Here is a 24,175-nt window from a genome sequence, read left to right as displayed (position 1 = left end):
GCCTGTCTGATTGCGGCAGGGTCAGGTCTGAGCACCGGGGCCGTCATGGCTCAGTCGCCTATCACTCAATCAGCCGTCAGGCGAGGCAGTGACGCGCACATCGATGTTGACGGCCTCTGACACATAGGCTGCGCTCGCATCCGATTTCTGGCCAAGATCGAGCGGCTTGCGTTCAAGCGAGGTGTTGCCCGTCATCACGGTTGCGCCGCCTTCCTCATCAAGCGTGAAGTTGAAAGGGACGGTGACCTCATTTTCCTTGATCGCCACTGTCGCCTCTGCCGTGTAGCCGTCGGCCGTTTTTTCGAAACCGGAGAGATGGACGGTCGCTTCCGGGAAGGATGACACGCCGAACCATTCGGCCGATTTCAGGCTGTCATTGTAGAGCTTCTTCGGGGTCTCGGCCGAGCCTGTATTGACGGTGACCAGGACCTCAGAGGCGGCGAGGTCGTCCTCATAAAACTCTATGTCGGCGTTCCAGTCGCCAAAGCTGCCCTCATAGGTCTGGCCATCATGCGTGAAGGTGAAGACGATGGAGGACTGGTCATAGTCGACTGCCCAGTTCGGCTGGAGAGAGGTGTCGCTGGCCTCGGGGGCGCCGCCGCCATTGGCTTGCGGGCCGGCGGGCGCGGAGAAAAGCTTCGGAACGAAGGCAATAAGGGCGAAGACGGCGATGGCGGCGCCAAAGGCCACCAGAAATCCATGTGGGGGCAGGGCGGGCTTGCCAGTCTTGCCGAAAAGGCCCGGCAGCATGCGTTTGAGGACGCCTTCTTCGGGACCGAACTCATGTTTCAGCGCGCCGGCGACGTGCAAGGCAAGAAGGGCAAATAGAACATAAGCGAGCTTTGAGTGAATGTTCGAGATGATCGCATAACCGATCTCATTCGAGAGGAAGCCGACGCCGGGGATGTCCGGCCAGCTCACCAGGCCGAAAATGACTGTCGGGATATCGAAGTCATAGGAGATCGAGACCGTCAGCCAGCCAGTCAGCGGCATGATGACCATCAGGGCGTAGAAGCCGATATGGACGGCGTGGCTGGCCTTGTTTTCCCATGGCTTCAGGTCTGTGGGAGCCGGGGGCGGCGGGTTCATCAGCCGCCAGACAATCCGCGCAACGGTCAGGATCAGGATGGTGATGCCGACCGATTTATGGAACTGGAACCAGGATTCCTTGCCGTCCATGTTCCAGCCAAGCCAGATCATGAACAGGAGGCCGAAAGCGATCGCCCAGTGAAGGGCGATCGCAACGGCTGAATAGCGCGGGCTTCTTGTCATAAAGACTAATTGCCGTCTGTTTCTGTGCTTGTCTCTGCGGCGTCTTGTTGCAGAAACTCGCCTGAAAACTCCACCACAACTTCATCGGAGATCATGCCCTGAAGGGCCTCCTGACCAAATTCCGAGCGGTTGATCGTCGTCGTGGCATCGAAGCCGAGTATGTCGCGGGTCCCGAACCACGGCACGTTTGCAACGCCATTATAGGTGACGTCGAGCGTGACCGGCTGGGTCTCACCGAGGAAGGTGAGGTCGCCCGTTACCGTTCCCGTCATGTCGCCCGTGCGGGTGACTTCGGTCGAGGTAAAGGTGATTTCAGGGTAGGTGCCCGCATTCATGAAGGTTTCGTCCTGGGCGAGCGCTTCAGGCCAGCTGGCGTGCGGACTATCCGGGTGCCCTTCCTTGTAGTCGCCAGGATAATTCACCCAGACCGAGGCCGGGTCGATGGTGAAATCGAGGCTGGAGGCAGCAGGATCCTCGGCGTTGAAATCAAGCGTGCCATCGAAGCTCGTGAAGCTGAGCGTGTATTCCGACAGGCCATTGTGCATGACCGTGGCCGTCAGGAAGGCGTGCGTCGGTTCAATCGAATAGGTTGCGGTTGCGACGTCGGCCAGCGGGCCTTCGGCGCCCGTTTCCGGTGTTGTTTCAGCGCCGGCCTCAGCGGTTTCCGTGGTGCCGGTCTCTGCCGTCGTATCGCCGCTGGTTTCCGCGCCGGAGCATGCGGCCAGAACCATAAGGCTCGAGGCGGCAAGAAAGGTCGTTGTGAGTTTCATCTTGGGTCAGCCCTTGGTGTTCTGTTGATCTATTCGTTCTCAATGAATTCGCCGGAAAATTCGATTCCGACATCGTTGGAGATGACGCCTGGCAGCGCGTCCATGCCAAACTCGGTCCGGTCGATCGTGGTGCTGGCGGTAAAGCCGAGCAGGTCCCGTTCGCCCATCCACGGAACGTTTCCGACGCCATTATAGGTCACGTCCAGCGTGATGGGGTGGGTTTCGCCCCGGAAGGACAGGTCCCCTGTGACCGTACCGGTATAGTCGCCGGTCATTTCGGCGCTGGTCGAGGTGAAGGTGATCTCACCATACTCATCGGCCTGCAGGAAGCGGTCGTCATTTGAGAGCGCGTCATTCCAGCTCTCGAACTCGCTGTCCGGGTGGCCGGCCTTGTAGTCTGCAGGATAGTTGGCCTCAAGCGCCGCCGGGTTGATCGTGACGTTGAGGGTCGAGGCGGTCGGGTCTTCAGGGTTGAAGTCCAGCGTCGCGTCGAAATCGGTGAAGTAGACCGTATATGTCGAGATGCCGTTATGGGTGACGTTGAAGGTCAGGAAGGAATGGTTCGGGTCGAGCTGATAGGTGGCATCGGCGACGCCTTCCAGTGTCTGCTCGGCCAGCGCTGGCGCGGCGGCCAGGGCAGCGAGCACTGCTGTTGTTACGATACGGCGCATGGACGGATCTCCTCATAAATGGTCAAAAACGCTTGAGTGTTCTAGATATACAAGCCATTCGGCTTGACCAGTCCAGCTTTAGACTTGGCCCTGAATAGTACTTATCCGGGAGATGCATCATATGGGTTATCGCGCACCCGTCGAGGACATGGCTTTCGCCTTGAGGCAGCTTGCGGGAATCGACCGCCTGGCGGGCGGCCATTTCGAGAATTTCGACAACGAGCTGATCGATCCGATCCTGGAAGAGGCGGGCAAGCTTGCCTCTGATGTGCTGGCGCCGCTGAACCAGACCGGCGATGAGCAGGGCGCCCAGCTGACCGGCGATGGAGTGGTGGCTCCGCATGGTTTTGCCGAGGCCTACCGCCAGTTCGCCGAAGGTGGCTGGATGGGACTGGCCGCCCCCGAGGAATGGGGCGGGCAGGGCCTGCCGCGTACGCTGGCGAATGCCGTCATGGAGATGCTGCACGGGGCCAATATGAGTTTCGGCCTCTGCCCGATGCTGAGCGCTGGCGCCATCGAGGCGCTGCTGGCGCATGGCGGAGAGGCCGAACAGAAGAAATACCTGCCCAAGCTCATCTCCGGCGAATGGACCGGGACGATGAACCTGACAGAGCCGCAGGCCGGGTCGGATGTCGGTGCGCTGAAGACCAAGGCGGTCCCGCAGGAAGATGGCTCCTACGCCATCAGCGGCCAGAAGATCTACATCACCTGGGGCGACCATGACATGACGGAGAATATCATCCATCTTGTCCTCGCCCGTCTGCCGGACGCGCCGGAAGGCTCTCGCGGCATATCGCTGTTCGTCGTGCCGAAAGTGCTGGTCAATGAGGATGGCTCTCTGGGCGCGCGCAACGGCGTGAAATGTATCGGTCTTGAGAAGAAGATCGGCATCCATGCGAGCCCGACCTGCGTCATGGAATATGAAGACGCGACGGGCTGGCTTGTCGGCGAGGAAAATAAGGGCCTCGCCTGCATGTTCACGATGATGAACGCGGCGCGCCTCAATGTCGGTCTGGAGGGCGTCGGTGTGTCCGAAGCGGCCTACCAGACCGCCTATGCCTATGCGCAGGAACGCAAACAGGGCCGGGTCGAGGGCGTCGATGGTCCGGCGCCGATCCTGCATCATGCCGACATCCGCCGCACGCTGACCACGATGCGCGCCAATACGATGGCGGCGCGGGCGATCTGTTATGCCTGCGGTGTGGCCGCCGACCTTGTGGACTCAGCCGGGGACGAGGCCACGCGTGAGGCGGCGCGCCTGCGTGAGGAGTTGCTGACCCCGATTGCCAAGGCCTGGTCCACCGATGCGGGTGTGGAGATGGCGAGCCTCGGTGTGCAGATCCATGGCGGCATGGGCTTCATGAACGAGACGCTCGCCGCCCAACTCTACCGTGATGCGCGGATCGCGCCGATCTATGAAGGCACGAACGGCATCCAGGCCATCGATCTAGTCGGGCGTAAGCTCGCCATGGCCGAGGGCCGTGCCATGGGCGACATGGTTGAGGAAGTGCGCGAGACGGCGCGGGCCGCGCGTGAGACCAATGACCCGCAGCTGGTCCAGATTGCCGACCGGCTGGTGGCGGCGGCCGATGCGCTGGATGAAGCGACCGGCTGGATGAAGACGGCCATGAAAGAGGACCGCGAGAAGGGGCTTGCAGGCGCCACGGCCTATCTGGAGCTTGCCGGCGATGTCATCGGTGGGCATTTCCTGGCCAAGGGGGCGCTGTCGGCGCGGGCAGATAATTCATCGCTGCGCGGCCGGATGACCGCGCTGGCCGGCTTCTTTGCCGAAACCTCCCTGGCAGAAGCACCGGGCCGGGTGTCTGGTATCACCAGAGGGGGCGACAGCTTCCTGGCTGAAAGTGAAGCGCTGTTCGGGCTGGCCTAGGCTGCTCGCGCTGCCAGTCTTGGCGCGATGAAGCCGAGCATGACACAGGCGGCTACGCACCAGCCGGACATCCAGAGAAGCTGCGTCGGCAGGCCCACCCCGGTATCGATCAGCGCGCCAGTAAGGCCCGGGCCCAGTGCTGTCGAGAAAACCATCGCCGCCACAACGACGGCACGGATCGCGCCGAGATGTTTGACCCCATAGATTTCAGGCCATAGCGCGCCGACCAGCGTTGCGGTGAAGCCATAGCTGATCCCGATCAGGAACATGAAAACATAGACGCCCCAGACCGGGGTGAGCAGGGCGGCTGTCGCGCTGGCGACCCCCAGGGGCAGGAGGAAGAAGGGCAGGAGGCGGAACGATCCGAACCGGTCGATGAGCTGGCCGCAGACAAGCGAGAAGACCACAGTGGTTGCCGCCTTGATCGGGAAGGCAGCGGCGAAGGCGAGGTCACTATAGCCGCGCAATTCGACCAGATAGTCCTGATGAAAGAAGATGGTAGTCCCGATAAATGGCGGGGCCAGCACGCAGGCGAGAAGCGCATAGAAGAGCGGATCGCGGATGACCTCATGGCGGGTCCAGTTGCGGGCGGTACGCTCGTCGGGGCCGTCATCGATGGTGTTCTCGCCGGGGATACGCTCCACGGCCCAGAGGAGCTGGATGACCGGCATGGCAAAGATCAGGAGGGCGGCGATGGCGACGATCCAGGCCGCCTGCCAGCCGGCAGCCGCTGCGATGAGGGCAAAGGAGACAGGCAGCAGCGCCTCGCCCAGCTGGTGGCCCGGAACGACAAGGGAGGTGGCCCGCCCGCGGCCTGCGGCGAACCAGCGCCCCGTCTCTGTCAGCGCGGTATGGGTCATCATGCCCTGGCCGAAGAGGCGCAACAGGTAGAGGGCAAGCACCATCACAGCCACATTCGGTGCATAGGCAATGAGCAGGCAGGCCACCGACAGGCAGGGGATGACGAACAGGACGACGCGCCGGCCGGGCATCGTGTCCAGAGTCCGGCCGATAAAGGGCAGGGTTGCCGCGCTCGCCAGCGTGGCGACCATATAGGTGAGGCCGAATTCACCATCCGTCAGATCGAACTTCGCGCGCAGTTCTTCACCCGACAGGCCGATGAAAAAGGTCTGCCCGAAGGAAGAAAAGAAGGTGAGCAGAAAGCCACCGGCAATCCAGCGGGCATTGTTGCGCAGAAAAGTCAGCATGATCCAGTCCTGCACCCAGAGCCCGGCAATTGAAAGCCATGTTTGCGAATGCGGCCGGTAAGCGATAGCTGATCGGGAAAACCAGAAGACAATGCCGGAGGAATTCATGTCGCCCAATTATGTCGAGCTCATCAATCGCGGCGGACGCACCGCACCTGACCGCACAGCGATCCTATTCGAGGGGGCCTCGCTGAGCTTTGCAGAGACCCACCGGGTGACGAACCAGCTGGCAAATGTCTTTGCGGACAAAGGACTGAAACGCGGGGACCGGCTGGGGCTGCTGGTGAACAACAGCCTTTATAGCGTGCCGCTTGATTTTGCCTGTGCGAAGGCGGGCCTCAACCGTGTGCCTTTGAACGGGCGCCTGTCTGTCTCCGAACATGCGCGCATGCTGCAGGATACAGATTGCAAGACACTGGTGTTTGGGCCGGATCTTGAGGGGCAGGCAAAGGCGCTGAAAGAGGCGGTGCCCGGCCTTGTCTGCCTCCCGCTCGGCGCGCCGGGGGCTGGCCTGCTGGGTGAGGCGGCGCAGGCGAGTGATGCAGAGCCCGATGTGGCTGTGGCCGATGACGATATCGTCCTGACGCTGTTCACCTCCGGCACGACGGGGACGCTGAAGGCGGCCCAGCACACGCAGGCCTCTTATGCGGCAATCTGCCGGAATGTCCTTGTGAACCTGATCAATCCGGCCCCGGGCGACACGATGCTGCACGCCGCATCGCTGATCCATGCGAGCGGTGTTTTCGTTCTGCCATTCTGGCTGCGCGATGCGCGTACGCTCATCATGCCCCATTTCGAGCCGGCGGCCTATCTGAAGGCAATCGGGGACCATGATGTAACGGCGATCAATCTGGTGCCGACCATGTTGCAGATGCTGCTCGGTCAGCCGGGTTTCGATGACATCGCCAACTCCCGCCTGAAGCAGGTGATCTATGGCGCCTCCCCGATGCCTCGGCCGGTGATCAAGCAGGCCATGGAGAGCTGGGGGCAGCATCGCTTCTGGCAGTATTACGGGCAGACCGAATGCCCGCTGGCGGTCGCGGTCCTGCGCCCGGAGGATCATGAAGGCGACGCGCTTGGCGCGTGCGGCCGGCCCTCCCTCGATGTCGATATCCGGCTTGTCGATGAGGATGGGCAGGATGTGGGCGAAGGCGAGATGGGAGAGATCGCCGTGCGGGCCCCCTCCCGCATGGCCGGGTATCACAATGCGCCGGAACTCAATGCCGAGATGATGCTCGAGGATGGCTGGATGCGCACCCGCGATGTCGGCCGGTTCGATGAGCGCGGCCTTCTGCACCTCATGGACCGCACCTCCGACATGATCATTACGGGCGGCTATAATGTCTATCCGCGTGAGGTGGAGGACGTGCTGATGGCGCATCCGGCGGTGGCCGAATGCGCGGTCGTGGGCGTGAAGGATGATAAATGGGTGGAAGCTGTGACCGCCGTGGTTGCGCTAAAGCCGGATGCGCAGGTCGATAGCGACATGCTGACAGCTTATGTCGGCGAAAAGGTCGCCGCCTACAAGCGTCCGCGCCGCGTCGTCTTCGTTGAGGCCATCCCGAAGACGGCTGTCGGCAAGATTAACCGCAAGGCCGTGCGCGACCAGCTGAACGCGGCGGGCCAGACATAGCCCGCCGGTCCGTTTCATTGAGCTAGTCGTAGAAGCACTTCTCCGTACCGTCGCCCTGATTATAGCAACGGCCCTGATAGTTCATCGGCGGGCGGTATTCGGGCTTCCAGTCGAAGATCGGGTGGCGATAGGCCTTGCGAGCATATTCTTCGGCCGCAACGCGCTCAGCCTGGGCGCGGCCTTCATATTGGGCCTGAGCCCACCGCCAGACCGTCCCGCACTCGCGGCTGTTATTACCAAAACGGCTGCAGATGTCGCTGGCATCGGCTTCGTTCGGCAGCTGCTTGTACCTGTTCCAGTAGGCCTGAAGGTATTTGCCACCTTGCGTGCGTGCAACCGTGTAGAAGACGTCATTGAACTGGATTTCGTAGCCATTGGCGAGGATCTCGTCGGCCTTTTCGCGCTGGCTCGTGGCAAGGCGTTCGGCGCGGACGGCTGCCCATGCTTCAGGATATTCGCGCCCCATGCGGGCGTCGTATTTTTCCTCGAACAGGGCCCGTGCCTGTTTGATGATCTCTTCGGTGACGAGGGTTTGAGGATCATCGGGAGATGATTTGTAAAATTGTGGATTTCGGTGCTCCGCGGTCTGGCGGACATATGCGTCTTCCCCGGCAGCTCCGAGCGTGTACCAGTCCGAAATGCCGCCCGCTGCGCCGAGTTCCGGGTCTTCAAAGAAGCGTACTGCGGCGTGAAGCGGCATGGATGGAATGTCGTCAGGGTTCTGGTCCCTGAACATGTCGCGGTAGACGTCCTCGTCCATAGATCCGACCCAGACGTCCGCCAGTTTCAGCGCGTTGACCGCATACAGATTGACGTTGATCGGTGCCAGCTCGTTCAAGTTACCGGATAATGGCTCCCTAAACTCCGGCCCGCCGACGACATGGGTAATGAAGCGGTAATATCGCTCCGGCCCTTCGCCGTAGACAACGAGCCATCCGCGGACACCTTTAACCGCAAAATCCATGTGGTCATTTACGTACAGCGGCACCATGCCCACGGCGCCATCTTTCATCTCGATCGGCGTGCCATCCTCCAGGCTCAGCGGCACATAGATGTCGCCGTTGAAGAGGCCGTGGCCGGAGGCGAGCGTCCCCCGCTTTTCCAGCGGCATATTTGCAAAGTCGGTGCCGGACCCAGTTGCGAGAGTGTTGAGTTCGTTCATGCTTTTGGGGCTCAGCCGGATCCATTGATTGGGGGGCTTGTTGTCGAGCGGATGGCCAATCGCCATGATTGTGAGCTGCGGGCCGAGATGGTCGATCTCCAGCTTGAACGGGTCGACATAGACAGAGAATTCGCTGCCATCCTCGGCGCGGACGGGAAAAGCGTAGAGATTGTTGTTGAAGACGTAAAAGTCGTTGCCCTTGTCCGGCTCGCGCCGTTCCACGACGCGGTCGAGGGTCAGGTCGAACTCGCCCGTCGGGCCTGGAAAGAAGAAGGATTTCAGACCGTCTGAATCTGTCGGGCCTTCAAACCGGACGACGGCGGGCTGATCTGGCGTCTTCCCGAAATGTTGATTGATATGCGACCAGTAGAATGAGGTCGGGGTGAAGGTTTCCGTGCCGTCCAGCGTAACGTACCCAAACTGCAGATCGACGCGTTGCACATAGGCAAGCTTGTCGGAGACGGCATAGGCCCAGCGATATTCGGCGGGCAGGAGGATGTTTCCCTGGTCGTCCGCAATGCCTGTCAGGACGGTCTGCTTGGAGATGTAGGAGAGCCAGTTGTTCTTGCCGAAACCGAGATTGTCCTGGGCGTATTTCTCATAGGCCTCCGCGGTCGTGCCATGTTTTTCGAGGATCGGGATCAGCTCTTCTTTCTCGAAGCTGAAACGCTTGACCAGCGACAGCCGCTTTGGCGCCGCACCCTCGACTGATGGGCGCACGTAAACCTGATCGGCTTCGATAATGCAGCCGGCGCCATTGTTTGGCGTTCGGCATTCGGTGTCGAACCTGTCCGTGGTGCTATAGTTCTTCCAGGCATGGGCGTGAAACGCCTGAGCTGTCAGCAGCAAGGCCACGATAATAAAACGATACATTTTTGCGTCCCCTCATTCTGGACGCAGATTAAGGCCTGGTTCGGAGAGCTGTCCAGTTCAGACAGAGGGCCGCTCTGGGCTAACCCTCAGGCATGGCGCGGGCGATGATGGCGGCCTGGTCGACCTCACTGGCGACATCGCCATAGACGAAGCCGCGCCGGTCATCGGCCAGCCTCTGGCGGCAGAAACCGTGGAAGACATAGTCCGGCGCGCACTGGAAGAGGGCGGCGGCCTGAAGCGCGAGGGCCATTTCCTGTGCAAAGGCGCGCGCGCTGCCTTCATGCAGGGCGCCGGGCTGCAGGAAGTCCTGAAGCTTCTCGCAGTGGCGGTCATAAGCGCCGTTGCGGCCCATCGCCGATTGCAGCTCTTTCTGGACGGCCTTGAGGCTGTCAGGCTCCCGCGAGAGGGCGCGCAAAATGTCGAGCGCGATGACATTGCCCGAGCCCTCCCAGATGGCGTTAAGGGGAGATTGCCGGAAGAGGCGCGGCATCGGCCCTTCCTCGACATAGCCCGCCCCGCCATGACATTCGAGCGCCTCATAGACGAAGCCCGGCTGACGCTTGCAGACCCAGTATTTCGCGAGCGGCGTGGCAAGGCGCATGAAGGCCGCCTCGTCCGGGTCATCTTTTGCGCGGTCGAGGCTCGCGCCGATGCGCAGGGCAATGGCGGTGGCCGCTTCGCTTTCGATGGCAAGGTCGGTCAGCACGGCGCGCATGGCCGGCTGATCGATCAGAGTCTTCTGAAAGGCGCGGCGCTGGGAGGTATGCCAGAGCGCCTGCGCGAGGGCGGCGCGCATGCCGCCGGCAGAGCCCAGTGTGCAGTCATAGCGGGTGTGCTGGACCATATCGATAATGGTGCGCACGCCGCGGCCTTCCTCGCCGAGCCTCTGCGCCCATGCGCCGTGATACTCGATCTCTGAGGAGGCATTGGACTTGTCGCCCATCTTGTCCTTGAGGCGCATGATATGAATAGCATTGCGCGTGCCGTCCGGGCGCCAGCGGGGGACGAGGAAACAGGTCATCCCGCCTTCTGCATAGGCAAGGGTCAGGAAGGCATCGGACATGGGCGCCGAGCAGAACCATTTATGGCCCGTCAGCAGATAGCCGCCATCGCTGGCCGGTTCAGCGCGTGTCGTATTTGCGCGCACGTCTGATCCGCCCTGCTTCTCCGTCATCGCCATGCCAATCGTGACACCGGTCTTTTCGGCTGCGGGGATGAAACGGGGGTCATAGCTCTGCGCGGTGACGCGCGGTGTCCAGGTGTCTGCAAGCGCCGGGTCTGTCTTGAGCGCCGCGACACAGGCATAGGTCATGGACATGGGGCAGGTGACACCGGCGTCCGCCTGCATCATCAGCATCATCATGGCGCCGTGCAGGACATGACCGGAGGGTTCGACCCAGGGCGCGCCGGAAATGCCGCTATCAAGACCGAGCGCCATAAGCTGATGATAGGCGGGGTGAAACTCCACCTCATCGAGGCGCTGGCCGTAGCGGTCGAAGGATCTGAGCTTTGGCGGATTCTCATTCGCCTGACGCGCCCAGTTGAGGGTCTCGGCCGCGCCGCATTTCTCGCCAAATTCGGTGAGGCGGGATTTGTGCCGCTCTCCGCCAAAGGCTGAGACGGCCGACTGGAGCGGCTTGTCGGCCTTGAAAACATTGACGTCCTCAAGCGGCCGGGGCTGGTTCGTGACGCTGTGGGTGGCAAGGTCGGTTAGCGGGGCGCGCGTGGACATGCGGGATCACCTCCTGAAGCTCTCTCGAACAGGCTTTCTAGACCGTGCAGGCCTTATTGGACAGGGCGCCGCGTGAGTGGGTCAGCCTGTCCAGCGGGAGATGAGGCTTTGTGGATCCGGGCGAGCGCGTTCCTGCGGGTCGGCAGTCGCGGTCCCGAGATAGAAATAGCCCGCGATCCGCTCGCCTTTTTCAAGACCGAGGACCTGATTGATGCCGCTGGAGAAGCTGATCCATTCGGTCAGCCAGCAGCCGGCAAAGCCTGCGGCATTGGCCGCGAGAAGCAGGTTGTGGCCGAGCGCGCCGGCGGAAAGCTCCTGTTCCCAGACGGGGGTCTTGTTGTCATCCTTGGGACTTGAGATCAGGACGACCACGCAGGGCGCGCGCATGGGCAGGGCGCGCGTGGCCTCAAGATCCTCGTCGCTGGCAAAGCTGTTTTCCTGCCGGTGAACCTCAGCCGCCTTCTCGCCGAAAGTCTTTCGCGCATCGCCTTCCAGCACGATGAAGCGCCAGGGCGATAGCCTGCGATGATCCGGCACGCGTGTGGCCGCGGCAAGAATGGCGTCCAGCGTGTCCGGGTCTGGAGCCGGGCCCCCGATAGAGGCCTTGTTGGCCGACCTTCGAAGCGCGAGGAAGGTGCGCGCCGCCTCGCTTTCCTGCGTGGCCTTCATGGCGGTGCCGACGGACGGGGCGTCTGGGAAGAGTTTCGTCATGCGGGAGAGATAGTATGAGCGCGCCTGATTGAAACCGGGAAGCGGGCGACTTTTTAAAGTCTCCAGAGACGTTTTTCCGGCGGGAAGTAAACGGCGTTCACAAAATGAACGTCTATTGCTAAATTATCCTTTTTGATTATCATGAACACCTCTCAGGCGGGGATGAGGACATGCAGGAAAGCGAAGTGTCACCGGCAGAACGCCGCCGCCTGCGGGTCAGGGAAGCCATTCTGGATGCGGCAGAACGGGTCTTTGCACAAGAAGGCGAAGCGGGCCTCTCCATCCGGCGTATTGCCGATGAGATCGATTACTCCCCCGCGGCGATCTACAAATATTTCAGCTCCAAGGATGACCTTGTCGATGAGCTGAAAGAGTCCTTTTTCGGAAGGCTTCTTGCCGTCGTGCACGAGATCGCGGACCGCAGTGAGCCGTTCGAAAAACGGGCCAGGCGCTGCATGTCCGGTTATATCCGCATCGCCATCGAGAAGCCGCACCATTATGTCGCCGCCTTCTCGGGCATAACCGAGCGGGACAAGTCCTGCGAGGAAGAGGCCTGCGAGTTTGAGCAGAGCAATAAGGGGCGGGCTTTTTCCATCCTGACCGACATGATGGAAGAGGGTATTGCGGGCGGTCACTTTCGCGCGGATCTAAGTCCCGTCGGGACCGCGAAGTCTGTATGGGCCTCGATCCATGGACTTGCGATGATGATTGCACATGTTCCGGACTTCCCCCGCATGGCGGCACAGCCTGCGGAGATGGGCCAGGCCGAGTTCATAGACTTTCATGCGGACCTTATTGTCCGCAGCCTTGAGACAGGCGCGGGAGGCGCTTCATGACCCAGCATGCCCAAGACGAGCCCCGGCGCGCCGTGCGGCCGACCTTCATGAAAGGTCTCCTGTTTCTCGCCGTCGTTGCAGTCGGCGTGGTTCTGCTTGCCATCTTTGTGCTGAGCCAGCGCTCCAGTGAGGGCCCGCTTGTGGTCTCCGAGGACCCGACGCCGCTCAGCGTTGACGTCATGGTCGCCGATATCCAGTCCTCGCTTGCGCTGGACGAGAAATTTACAGGTATCGTGCAGCCGCGCCGCTCGAGTGAGCTGGGCTTTTCCGATGGCGGCCGGATCGCGGCGCTGAATGTCGATGTGGGCGACCGCGTGACCGACGGGCAGATCCTCGGTGTGCTGGATACACGGGCGCTGCGCTCGCAGCTGGTCTCGGCAGAGGCGCAGGTGAATGAGGCGCGTGCCTCACATGCTCTCGCCATGAATACGGTGGAGCGTCAGGAGACGCTGCTGGAGCGGGGCCATGTTTCGCAGCAGCGCGTCGATGAGGCGATGGCGCAGGCGGCCACGGCGGAGGCGCGGATCGAGGCAGCCAAAGCGCGCGCCGACACGCTGCGCGTCCAGATCGACCTTGCCAGTATCACGGCGCCTTATCCGGGGATGATTACCGCGCGCAATTTCGATGAAGGCGCGATTGCCCCGCAGGGTACGCCGGTTTTTTCCCTTGTAGAGACCGGTGCACTTGAGGCGCGGATCGGCTTGCCGGCTTTGCTCGCTTCGGCGCTGGAGTCCGGACAGATCTATTCATTGAGCACCGACCGCGGGCCGGTGGATGGGCGTCTGAGATCGGTGACCGGCGTCATCGAGGCGGGTCAGCGCAGTGTCACGACGGTGTTTGACATCATGGACAGCGAAGCAGTCTCACCCGGTGCCGTCGTGCGGCTCTCCATCTCGCGCGATGTCGAGGAAAACGGGCTGTGGCTGCCGGTTTCGGCACTGGCTGAGGGCCAGCGTGGGCTCTGGTCTCTCTATATTGCGACGCCGGAGGGTGATGGCTGGGTTGCGCGTCCGGGCCTTGTCGAAGTGGTGCAGAGTGAAGGCGAGCGCGCCTTTGTGCGGGGGGCTGTCTCCGACGGGGACCGGATCATCGTGGATGGACTCCAGCGTGTCGCGCCCGGCCAGCCTGTCTCGCCGCGGCTTGTGCCGCTGGCCTCTGGTCAAACGAGTGAAGGCTAGAGGGACGGGGCCGCCATGCGCACGCTTTTCTATCGCCTTCCGCGCCTCAGTATCCTCGCCATACTGGTCATTCTGGCCGGGGCGATTGGCTCGCTCCTGACACTTGGGCGTCAGGAGGATCCGACGCTGGTGGAGCGCTTCGGCTATGTCCTGACGACGCTGCCGGGGGCCGACGCCGAGCGGATCGAAGCAACAGTCACCGACCCCATCGAGAGCGCGATCCGGGAGCTGCCCGAGGTGGACGAGGTGCGGTCCACCTCCCGCCAGAATGTCTCTCAGATCAACATCTCGATGGATGAGAGCCTGAGTGAGTCGGAAGTCGAGGATGCCTGGACGCTGGTGCGCGGCAAGGTCGACGGAGCGCGGGCGAACCTGCCGCAGGGCACGAGTTTCCCGCGCATTGAGCGGCAATATGTCGGCGCCTCGACCATGCTGGTCTCACTGGTCTGGACGGGCGATGGAGAGCCTGAACTCGCCGTGATGTCCCGTCTGGCGCGCAACCTCTCGGACCGGTTCCAGAACCTGCCCGGCACCGAAGAAACAGAGATTTACGGCTTGCCGCGCGAGGAAGTGCGGGTGGTGGTCGATCCCGAAGCCTTGTCTGCGGCCGGCCTCAGCATGAATGATGCCGCCCGGCTTGTGGCGGCTTCGGATGCCAAGGCGCCGGCAGGGCAGGTGCGCGGCGAGCGGGCCGATGTCGGTATCGAGATTGGCGGTGCTTTCGATGGCATCGCCCGTATCCGCGCCGTGCCGCTGATCCAGCGGGGCGATGGCAGCGCGCTGCGTGTCGGTGACATTGCAGAGGTGCGTAAGGGGATCGAAGACCCGGCCACTGTGATGAACTTCACCAATGGGCGCCGGTCGGTGGTTGTCGGCGCTTTCATTCAGCCGAACCAGCGCGTCGACCAGTGGGCAGAGCGCGCCCGCGCGCTGGTTTCCGAATTCGATACCGCCTCGCCTGCGGCCATCGACGTGCAGCTCGTGTTCGACCAGAGCGAGTATACGGGCGCCCGGTTGAACGGGCTTGCCCAGAACCTCGCCTTCTCATCGGTGATTGTCTTTCTGGCGCTATTTGTCGTGATGGGCTGGCGCGCGGCCTTTGTCGTCGGCGCGGCCCTGCCGCTGACGATCGCGCTGGTGCTTATCCTGTTCAACCTGTTCGGCTATCCGTTGCACCAGATGTCGGTGACGGGGCTTGTCATTTCGCTCGGCCTGCTGATCGACAATGCCATCGTCGTCTATGACGAATACGATCAGGAGCGCGCGCGCGGCCATGGCGTTGTCGAGTCTATCGATATCGCGCTGTCGAAACTGTTCGGGCCGCTTTTTGCCTCAACGCTGACGACGGCGCTGGCCTTTGCCCCGATTGCCCTGATGCCAGGGGCGGCGGGGGAGTTTATCGGCATGCTCGGCGTGTCGGTGATCTTCTCTGTCATCGCGTCTTTCGTCTTGTCGATGACCATCATTCCCTTTCTGGCAGGACGGTTCGACCGGGAGCGCCAGCCGGGCGAGCGCAAGAACTGGCTGCGCGACGGGATCTCCATCGACGCGGTCACGGACGGGTATCGCTGGACAGTTGGGGCGGTGCTGAAATTTCCGCCGCTTGGCCTCGCCATCGGCCTTGTCCCGGCGCTGATCGGCTTTGCGCTTGGTGGAAGTCTTCCGCTTCAGTTCTTTCCGCAGACAGAGCGTGACCAGTTTCAGGTGGAGATCAGCCTGCCGCCAACGGCAACGATATTCGAGGCCGAACGTGCGGCGATGAAGGCGACGGAGCTGCTGCGTGGATATGACCATGTCGAACTGGTCAATTTCACGCTGGGGGAGTCGGCGCCCCGCGTCTATTACAACGCCTTCAACAACACCCAGGGCGTGCCGGGCTTTGCTGCCGGATGGGTCCAGCTTACCGATAACCTCTCCACGCGCAGGATGGTGCGTCAGATTCAGGATGAATTGCGGCTGGAGTTCCCCGGGGCGCAATTTCTTGCACTGCCTTTTGAGCAGGGTCCGCCCGTGCCCGCGCCCATCGAGTTCTATATTCGCGGCGACAATCTCGAGACACTGAACCGGCTGGGCAATGAGACGCGGCGGATTCTGGCCGCGACGCCGGGGGTGACCTATACGCAGGCGAGCCTGCAGATGGGCGCGCCTACTGTGACCATCCGGGCCGATGAGGCCGCGACCGCCATGTCCGGCGCGCGGTTGGCAGGTCTTGCAAGCGATGTTCGCGCAGAGCTGGAAGGCGTTCCGGCAGGCTCCATTCTTGAAGGCATTGAGGAAATTCCTGTCCGCGTGATTGCGCCCGATGCGCGCCGGTCACAGCTTTCAGACCTTCGCGCCATGACGATCGGGGCTGGGCCCATGGGGGCCGGGACGCCGCTCGCCACACTGGGAGAGATGACGCTAGACCCGCAGACCGCCGTTATCACGCGGTTCGACGGGCGGCGGGTGAACCAGATCTTCGGCTTTACCGAGCCCTTTTCGCTGCCCTCGCCCATCCTTGAGAGTTTTCAGGGAGCTCTGGATGAGTCCGGTTTCGAGACGCCGCCCGGCTATGACATCCTGCTTGGCGGTGAAGCGGAAACACGCAGCGAGGCGATGACAAACCTCATGTCGCTGGCGGTCCCGCTCATCATCATCATGGCGGGTGCTGTGACGCTGGTCTTCAACTCGTTCCGTCTCTCCATGCTGATCCTGCTCACGGGGTTCCTGTCGGTGGGGCTCGCCTTCGGAGGGGTGTGGATGTTCAACCTGCCGCTTGGCTTCAATGCGATTGTGGGCTCGCTGGGCTTGCTCGGCATCTCGATCAACAGCTCTATCGTTGTCCTCTCCCTGTTGCAGGGGAGCGCAGCTGCCCGCGCAGACGATGTGCTGGCCCAGCGTGAGATTGTCGTCGATGCGACCCGGCATATCGTGGCAACCACGCTGACCACGATGGGCGGCTTCGTGCCGATCATCCTGACAGGGGATGTGTTCTGGCTGCCGCTGGCGACTGCGATTGCGGGCGGTGTCGCAGGTTCGGCGCTTCTCGCGCTCTACTTTACGCCGGCGGTCTACCGCCTGATGACGATGAAACCCGGCCGCCGGCTGGTCAGCAGACTGCGGGGCGGTCCGTCGGGTCCGGCCCGGCAGCTCTCTTGATTTGCGGCGGCGTCTGGCAGCCAAAACCCGAAACTGATGGCGCCTCTGTAACGCAGCGCTTACCTTTGATGCTATAGTCGCGCGCCCCAGTTGGTATGTTGTGAGCAAGCAAGAGGTATATCCAGCACATGTCGTCAGAGACGGCCCTTGATCTGTCCGAGGTCGACCCGCCGGAGTGGCACGTTCTTGTGAACGGGACCGTGTACGGCCCGTATACGCTTGGCCAGATGCAGGGCTTTATCGGCGAACGGCGGATTGGCCCCGGCACGCAGGTGGCAGAAGGCGATGGCGGGGCTTTCCTGCCGGCCGAGCAGCACCGGCCGCTGATCCCCGCGCTAAAGGATATGCATCTCAGCTCCACCGAGGCAGAGCCCTCCGGCGAACCCTCGAACTATCTCATCATCGCCAAGCTTACCGGTACGGGTGAGATGCAGCTGATCAGCGCGATCAACCGGTTGGGTAAGTTCGCTGAAATTATGCCCGGTGTCTGGGCGCTGCGCTCCAGCGTGAAGCAGGCCAAGTTGCGAGAGCGGCTCCGCCAGACGGTGACGTCTGCCGATCAGGTCATGATTGCAAACGCCTCCACCGGGCGGCTGGCCTGGTTCAATCTGGGGCCAGAAGCCGATGTGCATATACGCCGGGTCTGGGACGCAGAGCTCGACTAGCCGGTCTGTCAGGCCGGCTCAGGCACCTCTGCCGGCGCTGGCGCCGCAACACCGCGGATAAGGTCCGCCGCTTTCTCGGCGATCATGATGGTCGGCGCGTTGGTATTGCCACCGATCAGGGTTGGCATGACCGAGGCATCGACAACACGAAGGCCTTCCAGACCGCGTACCCGAAGGTTCGGGTCCAGGGGTGCGGCGTCATCAGCGCCCATGCGGACTGTGCCGACCGGATGATAGATCGTCTCCCCATACTGGCGGATGAAGGCGTCGATCTCTGCATCGGTCTTCACGCTCTCACCCGGCATGATTTCTTCGCCCCGGATGGCGCTGAAAGCCTCCTGGCCGGCGATATCGCGGCAGATTTTGACGCCCTCGCGCATGGCGCGGCGGTCTTCTTCGGTCGCGAGATAGTTCGGGTCGATACGGGCGTGTTCGAACGGGTCAGCGCTGGCGAGGGTAACATTCCCGCGGCTCTCTGGCCGAAGCTGGCAGGCGTGAATTGTAAAACCGTCCGCCTTCACCTCGGTGCGGGCGTGATCCATCATGATCGCGTTCACATAGTGAAGTTGCAGATCAGGCCGGTCGAGGCCCTCGCGTGACTTCAGGAAGGCACCGGCCTGCAGGAAGTTGTCGCGGCCTGCGCCCTGTTTGCGCAGGAGGTAGTTCAGCCCCACGGCGATCTTCTTCAGACCTGCCTGGCGCGAATAGGCCGAGAGCTTCTGGGTCATCTTGTGAATGACCGTGACGTCCAGATGGTCCTGCAGGTTTTCGCCGACCTGTGCGATGTCCGCCACCACATCAATCCCGTGCTTGCCCAGTTCCCCGGCCGGGCCGACGCCGGAAAGCTTCAGAATCTGGGGCGACTGGACAGCGCCCGCGCAGACCAGAACCTCGCGCTCGGCCCGAATGAACTCGGCCTGCGCGCCCGGCTTGGCGAGGGTTTCGACGCCGATCGCGCGCTTGCCCTCAAACCGGATACGCGAGACGAGAGCCGTGGACATGACTGTGAGGTTGGGGCGTTCCTTGAGGACAGGGTGGAGATAGGCGCGCGCCGTGCTCCAGCGTTCGCCGTCATTGATCGTGCGCTGATAGGGCCCGACGCCTTCCTGCTCGGCGCCATTAAAGTCAGGTGTATAGGGAAAGCCTGCCTGCTGGCCGGACTTGATGAAGCTGTCATAGGCAATGGAATCGAGCGGGCTGTCTTCAACGACGAGCGGGCCGTCGCTGCCATGATGCATGTCCGCCTCGCCGCGATAGCCTTCAGAGCGGCAGAAATAGGGCAGGACATCGGCATAGCCCCATCCGGTCAGCCCGGACTGGCGCCACTGGTCATAATCGCGCGCGTGGCCGCGAATATAGATCATGCCATTGATGGAGGAGGAGCCGCCCCAGCCCTTCCCACGGGGCCACCAGAGCTGACGCTTGTTCATATGTTTCTGCGGTTCGGTGTAGAAGCCCCAATTATGAGGCCCGGCATCCTTGATCAGACCGCCGACGCCCGCGGGCATCCGGATCATGAGGCTCTTGTCCTTACCGCCTGCCTCGATGAGGCAGACCTTTACGTCCGGATCGGCGCTGAGGCGGTTGGCGAGCACGCAGCCTGCGCTGCCAGCCCCAACGATCACATAGTCATATCTTCCAGTATCTGGCATATTTATTCCTCCCTTGGGGGCTCGTTTCCTCTTTGGTGACGATCGTGTCAACTTCTCCGACCGTATCAACCTTTTATGAAGAGACCCGCGGTAGCGTTAAGATTGATTTGTCCATCTGTTTGACAGAAAAAGAGTGCCAGGAGGCCGTAGTGGACGCTCTCAAACAAAGACGGGCTACGGCTCGTACGCCCCGCATGTCGCGAGACGAGCGGCGCCGGAACAAGCGTGTTCTCGTCGAGTTGAACGGACGTTTCCTCGCCGAGGGCAGCCGGGACCAGGGTCTGCTGACCCGTGACGTCTCCTGTGGCGGGGCGCGTTTTGTCTCCCGTCACCAGCTCCCGCCGCTCTCACGTCTTATCTGCTATCTCGACGAAATCGGGCGCATCGAATGCGAAGTGGTTCGTCCGACAGAGGACGGGTTCGCGGTTCGGTTTCTGGTGACCGACCGCAAGAAGGACAAGATTGCCGACCGGTTGACCTGGCTGTTCAACAAGCAGGTGCTGGGCCTGGCCGATGAGCGCGAGGCGCCGAGATATGCGGCTGGCGGACCGGCCCTTGTCACGCGCGAAGACGGCCGTGTCCTGCAATGCCGTACAGTCGATATCTCCCTGACGGGTGCGGCTTTCGAGACAGATGGGCCTTCACCCTATGTCGGCGAGACGGTAAGTGTCGGACATCTGAAGGGGGAGGTCGTTCGCACGCTGCGTAACGGCTTTGCGATCCGGTATATTCCAAAGTCGGAAACCTTCTGATCTTGCCGGTTGTCACTTGAAGCCGGTGACCGGTCCATCCATGTGCGTAGACTGCAATATGGAGACTGCTGCGAGCATGGCCGAGAACCCCGACATTGGTGCACCGCCGCCGCCGTGGCGGCGCCTGCGTTTCGAAGCGCGCGCTGCAGCCTCCGACGAGCCGGCGCTGGCGAGCTATATCGATGCGGCGATCCTCTCGCATGACACGATTTGCCAGGCGCTTTCCTTTCATCTTGCCGAAAAGCTTGCGGGGCCCGAGATCGGTGCTCAGCAGATACGTCATGTGATCGCTCATTGCTATGATCACGAGCCCGGCCTGGTCGAGGCGGCCGAACGCGACATGCAGGCTGTGCTTGAGCGCGACCCGGCCTGCCGGGGCATGTTGCAGCCTTTCCTGTTCTTCAAGGGTTTCCTTGCCCTGCAGACCCAGCGCGTAGCCAACCGGCTCTGGCGCGAAGGGCGCGAGACGCTTGCCTTCCACTTGCAGTCACGGGCCAGCGAACGTTTTGGCGTGGATATCCATCCGGCCGTGAAGATGGGCAGCGGTGTCATGCTGGACCACGCGACCAATATCACCATCGGTGAGACGGCAGAGGTCGGCGATGGATGCTCCATCCTTCAGGGGGTCACGCTTGGCGGGACCGGCAAGGAGGTCGGTGACCGGCATCCGAAGATCGGCCGTGGCGTCCTGGTTTCGGTTGGCGCAAAGGTGCTGGGTAACATCCATGTCGGAGACGAGGCCAAGATTGCTGCCGGTAGCGTCGTCCTGAAGGATGTTGCCGCGCGCACGACTGTGGCTGGCGTTCCGGCACGTGTCGTTGGCGGAGAGGGCAAGGCGCCTGCGCGCAATATGGATCAGACGCTTCCTGAATCGTCCTAGCTTGCTGGATATCGGCATGAGATTCGCATAGAACTTCCCGTGCATGCACGGGGGTCCCTTATGCTGAAACTGTTTCGCGGTTTGTCGATGGTCTCAATCAAGATCGTCGCGACATTCTTCATGGTCATCATCCTGATGCTGCTCGGCATTGTCTTTTTCCCGCGCCAGCTCAATCAAGTGAATGATGTCGCAAACTGGATCGCCAATCTCGACATCATCCGGAACCCGGATATTCCGCAGACGGCGGTCGCCGTGTTCCGGAACTTCGTGAACGAGACCACCATATTCGGTATCCTCATGACGCTGATCGCCAGGGCCTTTGTCGAATTTGTCGCCTGGCTTTTCGGTCTCATGTGGCGGCTCGCCAATCCGAAAGAGAAGGATGGCGACGAATTCAAACGCCGCGCCTTCGACCCGTCCGAAGACGTGCCGCCGACCTATACCAGGAACTGAAGAAATCCGCCGCCGCGCCGTTCCAGCCGGGCGACAATTGCTATAGCTCTCTTCGGCAATACAGGAGACGAAGATGAGCGAAGATCTGAAAAAGAACGAAACCCAGCTTCTGGAGACCTATCTCAAGAACAAGCTGAACCCCGAGATCCGGCTCGTGAGCCGGTCGCAGACCGATGATTCCGTCGAAGTCTATCTGGGCTCTGAGTTCATTGCGGTGATCTACAAGGATGTCGACGAAGGCGAGACCTCCTACCAGTTCCAGATGACGGTCCTCTCAGAGGATCTGGGCGACTGAGCACCGCGCTTCTCTCTGCCGAGGGGCTCAGCAAGCAGTTTGGTGAGACCCGGGTTGTCGATGCGGTGAGTTTCGATCTCGCATCGGGCGAGACGCTTGCGTTGATCGGACATTCAGGCTGCGGCAAGACGACGACGCTGAAAATGCTCAACCGGCTGATCGAACCCGATGAGGGTGAGGTCCGGCTTGGCGGTTTGAACGCGCACGACATGCCGGCCCATGAGTGGCGCCGGCGCATCGGGTTCGTGATCCAGAGCGCCGGGCTTTTTCCGCATCGCACCGTGAGAGAGAACGTGCTGGTCACGCCCCGCCTTCTGGGCTGGGCGGACGCGCGCCAGGAAAGAAAGCTGCGTGAGCTGCTTTCCATGGTGGGCCTGCCGGCGGAAACCTATGCGGAGAGATATCCGGCCGCGCTGTCCGGAGGCGAGCGCCAGCGTGTCGGCCTTGCCCGCGCGCTTGCCGGAGAGCCTGACATCATTCTGATGGACGAGCCATTCGCCGCGCTGGACCCGCTGACCCGGACCGGACTTATCGATGATATCGCCCGCCTGAAATCAGAGCTTGGCTTTGCCTCCGTGCTCGTGACGCATGATTTTGCCGAAGCGCTCCGGCTTGGAGACCGGGTTGCCGTCATGGATGGCGGCCGGATCATCCAGAAAGGGGCGCCCGCAGAACTCATCGCCAGCCCGGCCAATGACACAGTGCGCGATCTTCTTGCCGCGCCGCGCCAACTGGCTGAGACGGTTGGCAAGGCATTCGGGGACCAGGGCGGATGAACGGCTTTCTGGCAGAAGAGCTCGCTGTCTTTCCCGCCAATTATGCCGGCCACCTGAAGCTTGCGCTCGGCGCACTTCTTACCGGTCTCGTAATCTCCATTCCCGCCGGGATACTGGCCGCGCGCCAACGCCATTTTGCAGGGCCCGCCCTCGCCACGGCCAGCATCGTGCAGACCATACCGGGGATCGCCCTGCTTGCGCTGATGGTGCCGCTGATGGGCGGCATGATCGGCTTCTGGCCGGCATTTGCGGCGCTCTCGCTCTATTCCATTCTGCCCATGTTACGAAACACGATTGTCGGCTTGCGCGGCGTGGACAGCGATGTGCGCGAAGCTGCGCTGGCCGTGGGGATGACCGCGCGCCAGCGGCTCAAGGAAATCGATCTTCCATTAGCCGCTCCTGTCATTGTCGCTGGGCTGCGTACCGCATCGGCCTGGGTGGTCGGCACCGCGACCCTGTCCACGCCGGTCGGGGCGCGCAGTCTTGGCAATTACATCTTTCAGGGTCTTCAGACCCGTAACTGGACAGCGGTGCTGTTCGGCTGTCTCGTTTCGGCAGCTCTGGCGCTCGCCCTCGACCAGATCATCGCGCAGTTCGAAAAGTCGGCCCGTGACCGCAAGCGCTCCCATGCACTGGCGGGTATGGCCGGTCTTGTGCTGATTATCCTCCCCGCATTGAGTATATTTATCCCTGCGGGCGCAGGTGCTGGAGCCGGGACCGGCAGCTCTGGCGCCGCGCCTGCCGAGGTCGCCGCATCGCAGCCCCTCCAGGGCCAGACGTTCACCGTGGGCAGCAAGGCGTTCACCGAACAATATATCCTGGCCGATCTCATCCGCCGGAAACTGGAAGCCGAGGGTGCCAGGGTCCAGACACGTGAAGGTCTGGGAACCACGGTCGCGTTTGACGCGCTGGCGAATGATTCAATCGATATCTATGTCGATTATACTGGTACGGTCTGGGCGAGCCTGATGAAGCAGGATGAGCCGGCCCAGCGTTCCGACATGTATGCGCAGGTTACCGCCTGGCTGCTGGACCAGCGCGGTGTGCTGGCACTTGGCAAGCTCGGTTTCGAGAACGCCTATGCGTTCGCCACCAGCCCGGAAACGGCGGCGCGGTACAATCTTGAGACAATCGGTGATGTGGCAGGCAAGCCCTTGTCGATTGCCAGCGATCCTGAATTCTTCGGCCGTCCCGAATGGACCCGCACGCGCGATGCCTATGGCCTTCAGAACCTGTCCATCCGCAGTATGGATTCGGCTTTCATGTATGACGCGGTTCGCCGCGGCGAAGTCGGTCTGATCACCGCCTATACGACGGATGGCCGGATCGATGCCTACGACCTTGTCCTGTTGGACGATCCGCGCGCTGTCCTGCCGCCCTATGACGCCTTTCTGCTTGTTTCTCCGCAGGGCCGCGAGAATACGGCGCTTCTCAATGTGCTCGAAAGCCTTGAGGGAAAGATATCGACCGAGCTGATGCGGCAGGCGAATTCGCGTGTCGATCTGGAGCGCGGCAGCGTCGCCGAGGCGGGTGCCTGGCTATATGAACAGGTCTTTCCGCAAGAGGAGTAGCGCACATGAAAACGGGCGGCCTTTCTGACCGCCCGTTTCCAGCCTGGTATTTGGGCCGC

At 61.9% G+C, this 24,175-nt stretch carries 20 protein-coding genes; 12 read left to right on the top strand and 8 right to left on the bottom strand.

The genetic code is table 11. The features are described 5' to 3' along the window. Nucleotides 1–69: 69 nt before the first annotated feature. The 3 genes from ABNU55_RS14245 to ABNU55_RS14235 are packed head-to-tail and all read right to left on the bottom strand — an operon-like array spanning nt 70 to nt 2,713. Nucleotides 70–1,272 (bottom strand): cytochrome b/b6 domain-containing protein, encoded by a 1,203-nt coding sequence (locus ABNU55_RS14245; protein ID WP_348764496.1) that lies wholly within the window; start codon nt 1,270–1,272, stop codon nt 70–72. Between the two features lie 5 nt (nt 1,273–1,277). Then, on the bottom strand, nt 1,278–2,042 hold the full coding sequence (locus tag ABNU55_RS14240) for a YceI family protein (RefSeq protein ID WP_290750845.1): 765 nt from the start codon (nt 2,040–2,042) through the stop codon (nt 1,278–1,280). Between the two features lie 29 nt (nt 2,043–2,071). Then, nucleotides 2,072–2,713, bottom strand: a complete 642-nt coding sequence (locus ABNU55_RS14235) for a YceI family protein (RefSeq protein ID WP_290750848.1) — start codon at nt 2,711–2,713, stop codon at nt 2,072–2,074. Nucleotides 2,714–2,834: 121 nt separating this feature from the next. Between ABNU55_RS14235 and ABNU55_RS14230 the strand changes: the two genes are divergently transcribed. Then, nucleotides 2,835–4,601 (top strand): acyl-CoA dehydrogenase, encoded by a 1,767-nt coding sequence (locus ABNU55_RS14230; RefSeq protein ID WP_290750850.1) that lies wholly within the window; start codon nt 2,835–2,837, stop codon nt 4,599–4,601. On the opposite strand, the gene ABNU55_RS14225 is transcribed toward ABNU55_RS14230, so the two are convergent. Next, on the bottom strand, nt 4,598–5,809 hold the full coding sequence (locus ABNU55_RS14225) for an MFS transporter (protein WP_290750853.1): 1,212 nt from the start codon (nt 5,807–5,809) through the stop codon (nt 4,598–4,600). The genes ABNU55_RS14230 and ABNU55_RS14225 overlap by 4 nt on opposite strands. 106 nt (nt 5,810–5,915) lie before the next feature. On the opposite strand from ABNU55_RS14225, the gene ABNU55_RS14220 reads away from it, so the two are divergent. Then, on the top strand, nt 5,916–7,442 hold the full coding sequence (locus tag ABNU55_RS14220; RefSeq protein WP_290750856.1) for an AMP-binding protein: 1,527 nt from the start codon (nt 5,916–5,918) through the stop codon (nt 7,440–7,442). A 22-nt stretch (nt 7,443–7,464) separates the two neighbouring features. Here ABNU55_RS14220 and ABNU55_RS14215 read toward each other — a convergent pair whose 3' ends face one another. From ABNU55_RS14215 to ABNU55_RS14205, 3 genes are all read right to left on the bottom strand, one after another. Further along, nucleotides 7,465–9,477, bottom strand: a complete 2,013-nt coding sequence (locus tag ABNU55_RS14215; RefSeq protein WP_290750858.1) for a hypothetical protein — start codon at nt 9,475–9,477, stop codon at nt 7,465–7,467. A gap of 79 nt (nt 9,478–9,556) precedes the next feature. Then, nucleotides 9,557–11,209, bottom strand: a complete 1,653-nt coding sequence (locus ABNU55_RS14210) for an acyl-CoA dehydrogenase family protein (protein WP_290750861.1) — start codon at nt 11,207–11,209, stop codon at nt 9,557–9,559. Between the two features lie 81 nt (nt 11,210–11,290). After that, nucleotides 11,291–11,920, bottom strand: a complete 630-nt coding sequence (locus ABNU55_RS14205) for a nitroreductase (RefSeq protein WP_290750863.1) — start codon at nt 11,918–11,920, stop codon at nt 11,291–11,293. Nucleotides 11,921–12,090: 170 nt separating this feature from the next. On the opposite strand from ABNU55_RS14205, the gene ABNU55_RS14200 reads away from it, so the two are divergent. From ABNU55_RS14200 to ABNU55_RS14185, 4 genes are all read left to right on the top strand, one after another. Further along, nucleotides 12,091–12,756: a TetR/AcrR family transcriptional regulator gene (locus tag ABNU55_RS14200; RefSeq protein ID WP_290750866.1), complete on the top strand. Its 666-nt coding sequence runs from the start codon at nt 12,091–12,093 to the stop codon at nt 12,754–12,756. After that, nucleotides 12,753–13,934 (top strand): efflux RND transporter periplasmic adaptor subunit, encoded by a 1,182-nt coding sequence (locus tag ABNU55_RS14195; protein WP_290750868.1) that lies wholly within the window; start codon nt 12,753–12,755, stop codon nt 13,932–13,934. The genes ABNU55_RS14200 and ABNU55_RS14195 overlap by 4 nt, the downstream gene beginning before the upstream one ends. Before the next feature lie 15 nt (nt 13,935–13,949). Next, nucleotides 13,950–17,072, top strand: coding sequence for an efflux RND transporter permease subunit (locus ABNU55_RS14190; protein ID WP_290750869.1), 3,123 nt, complete (start codon nt 13,950–13,952; stop codon nt 17,070–17,072). A 128-nt stretch (nt 17,073–17,200) separates the two neighbouring features. Next, nucleotides 17,201–17,737, top strand: coding sequence for a DUF4339 domain-containing protein (locus ABNU55_RS14185; RefSeq protein WP_290750872.1), 537 nt, complete (start codon nt 17,201–17,203; stop codon nt 17,735–17,737). An 8-nt stretch (nt 17,738–17,745) separates the two neighbouring features. On the opposite strand, the gene ABNU55_RS14180 is transcribed toward ABNU55_RS14185, so the two are convergent. Further along, nucleotides 17,746–19,389: a choline dehydrogenase gene (locus ABNU55_RS14180; protein WP_290750875.1), complete on the bottom strand. Its 1,644-nt coding sequence runs from the start codon at nt 19,387–19,389 to the stop codon at nt 17,746–17,748. Between the two features lie 149 nt (nt 19,390–19,538). Here ABNU55_RS14180 and ABNU55_RS14175 point away from each other — a divergent pair, with 149 nt between their 5' ends. From ABNU55_RS14175 to ABNU55_RS14150, 6 genes are all read left to right on the top strand, one after another. After that, nucleotides 19,539–20,141: a PilZ domain-containing protein gene (locus ABNU55_RS14175; protein WP_348764495.1), complete on the top strand. Its 603-nt coding sequence runs from the start codon at nt 19,539–19,541 to the stop codon at nt 20,139–20,141. 76 nt (nt 20,142–20,217) lie between these two features. Then, nucleotides 20,218–21,021, top strand: a complete 804-nt coding sequence (gene epsC / locus ABNU55_RS14170) for a serine O-acetyltransferase EpsC (protein WP_290754335.1) — start codon at nt 20,218–20,220, stop codon at nt 21,019–21,021. 60 nt (nt 21,022–21,081) lie between these two features. Further along, nucleotides 21,082–21,474, top strand: coding sequence for a hypothetical protein (locus ABNU55_RS14165; RefSeq protein ID WP_290754333.1), 393 nt, complete (start codon nt 21,082–21,084; stop codon nt 21,472–21,474). A 73-nt stretch (nt 21,475–21,547) separates the two neighbouring features. After that, nucleotides 21,548–21,769: a DUF3126 family protein gene (locus ABNU55_RS14160; RefSeq protein ID WP_290754331.1), complete on the top strand. Its 222-nt coding sequence runs from the start codon at nt 21,548–21,550 to the stop codon at nt 21,767–21,769. A 65-nt stretch (nt 21,770–21,834) separates the two neighbouring features. Next, entirely contained in the window at nt 21,835–22,545 is a 711-nt protein-coding gene (locus ABNU55_RS14155; protein WP_290754329.1) for an ATP-binding cassette domain-containing protein, read from the top strand. Beyond that, nucleotides 22,542–24,116: an ABC transporter permease/substrate-binding protein gene (locus ABNU55_RS14150; RefSeq protein WP_290754326.1), complete on the top strand. Its 1,575-nt coding sequence runs from the start codon at nt 22,542–22,544 to the stop codon at nt 24,114–24,116. The genes ABNU55_RS14155 and ABNU55_RS14150 overlap by 4 nt, the downstream gene beginning before the upstream one ends. Nucleotides 24,117–24,175: the final 59 nt, after the last annotated feature.

The sequence above is a fragment of the uncultured Henriciella sp. genome (assembly GCF_964005855.1).
GTDB lineage: Bacteria > Pseudomonadota > Alphaproteobacteria > Caulobacterales > Hyphomonadaceae > Henriciella.
Note: the sequence above shows the minus strand (reverse complement) of the source record. Positions and strands in the feature narration are given on the sequence as shown.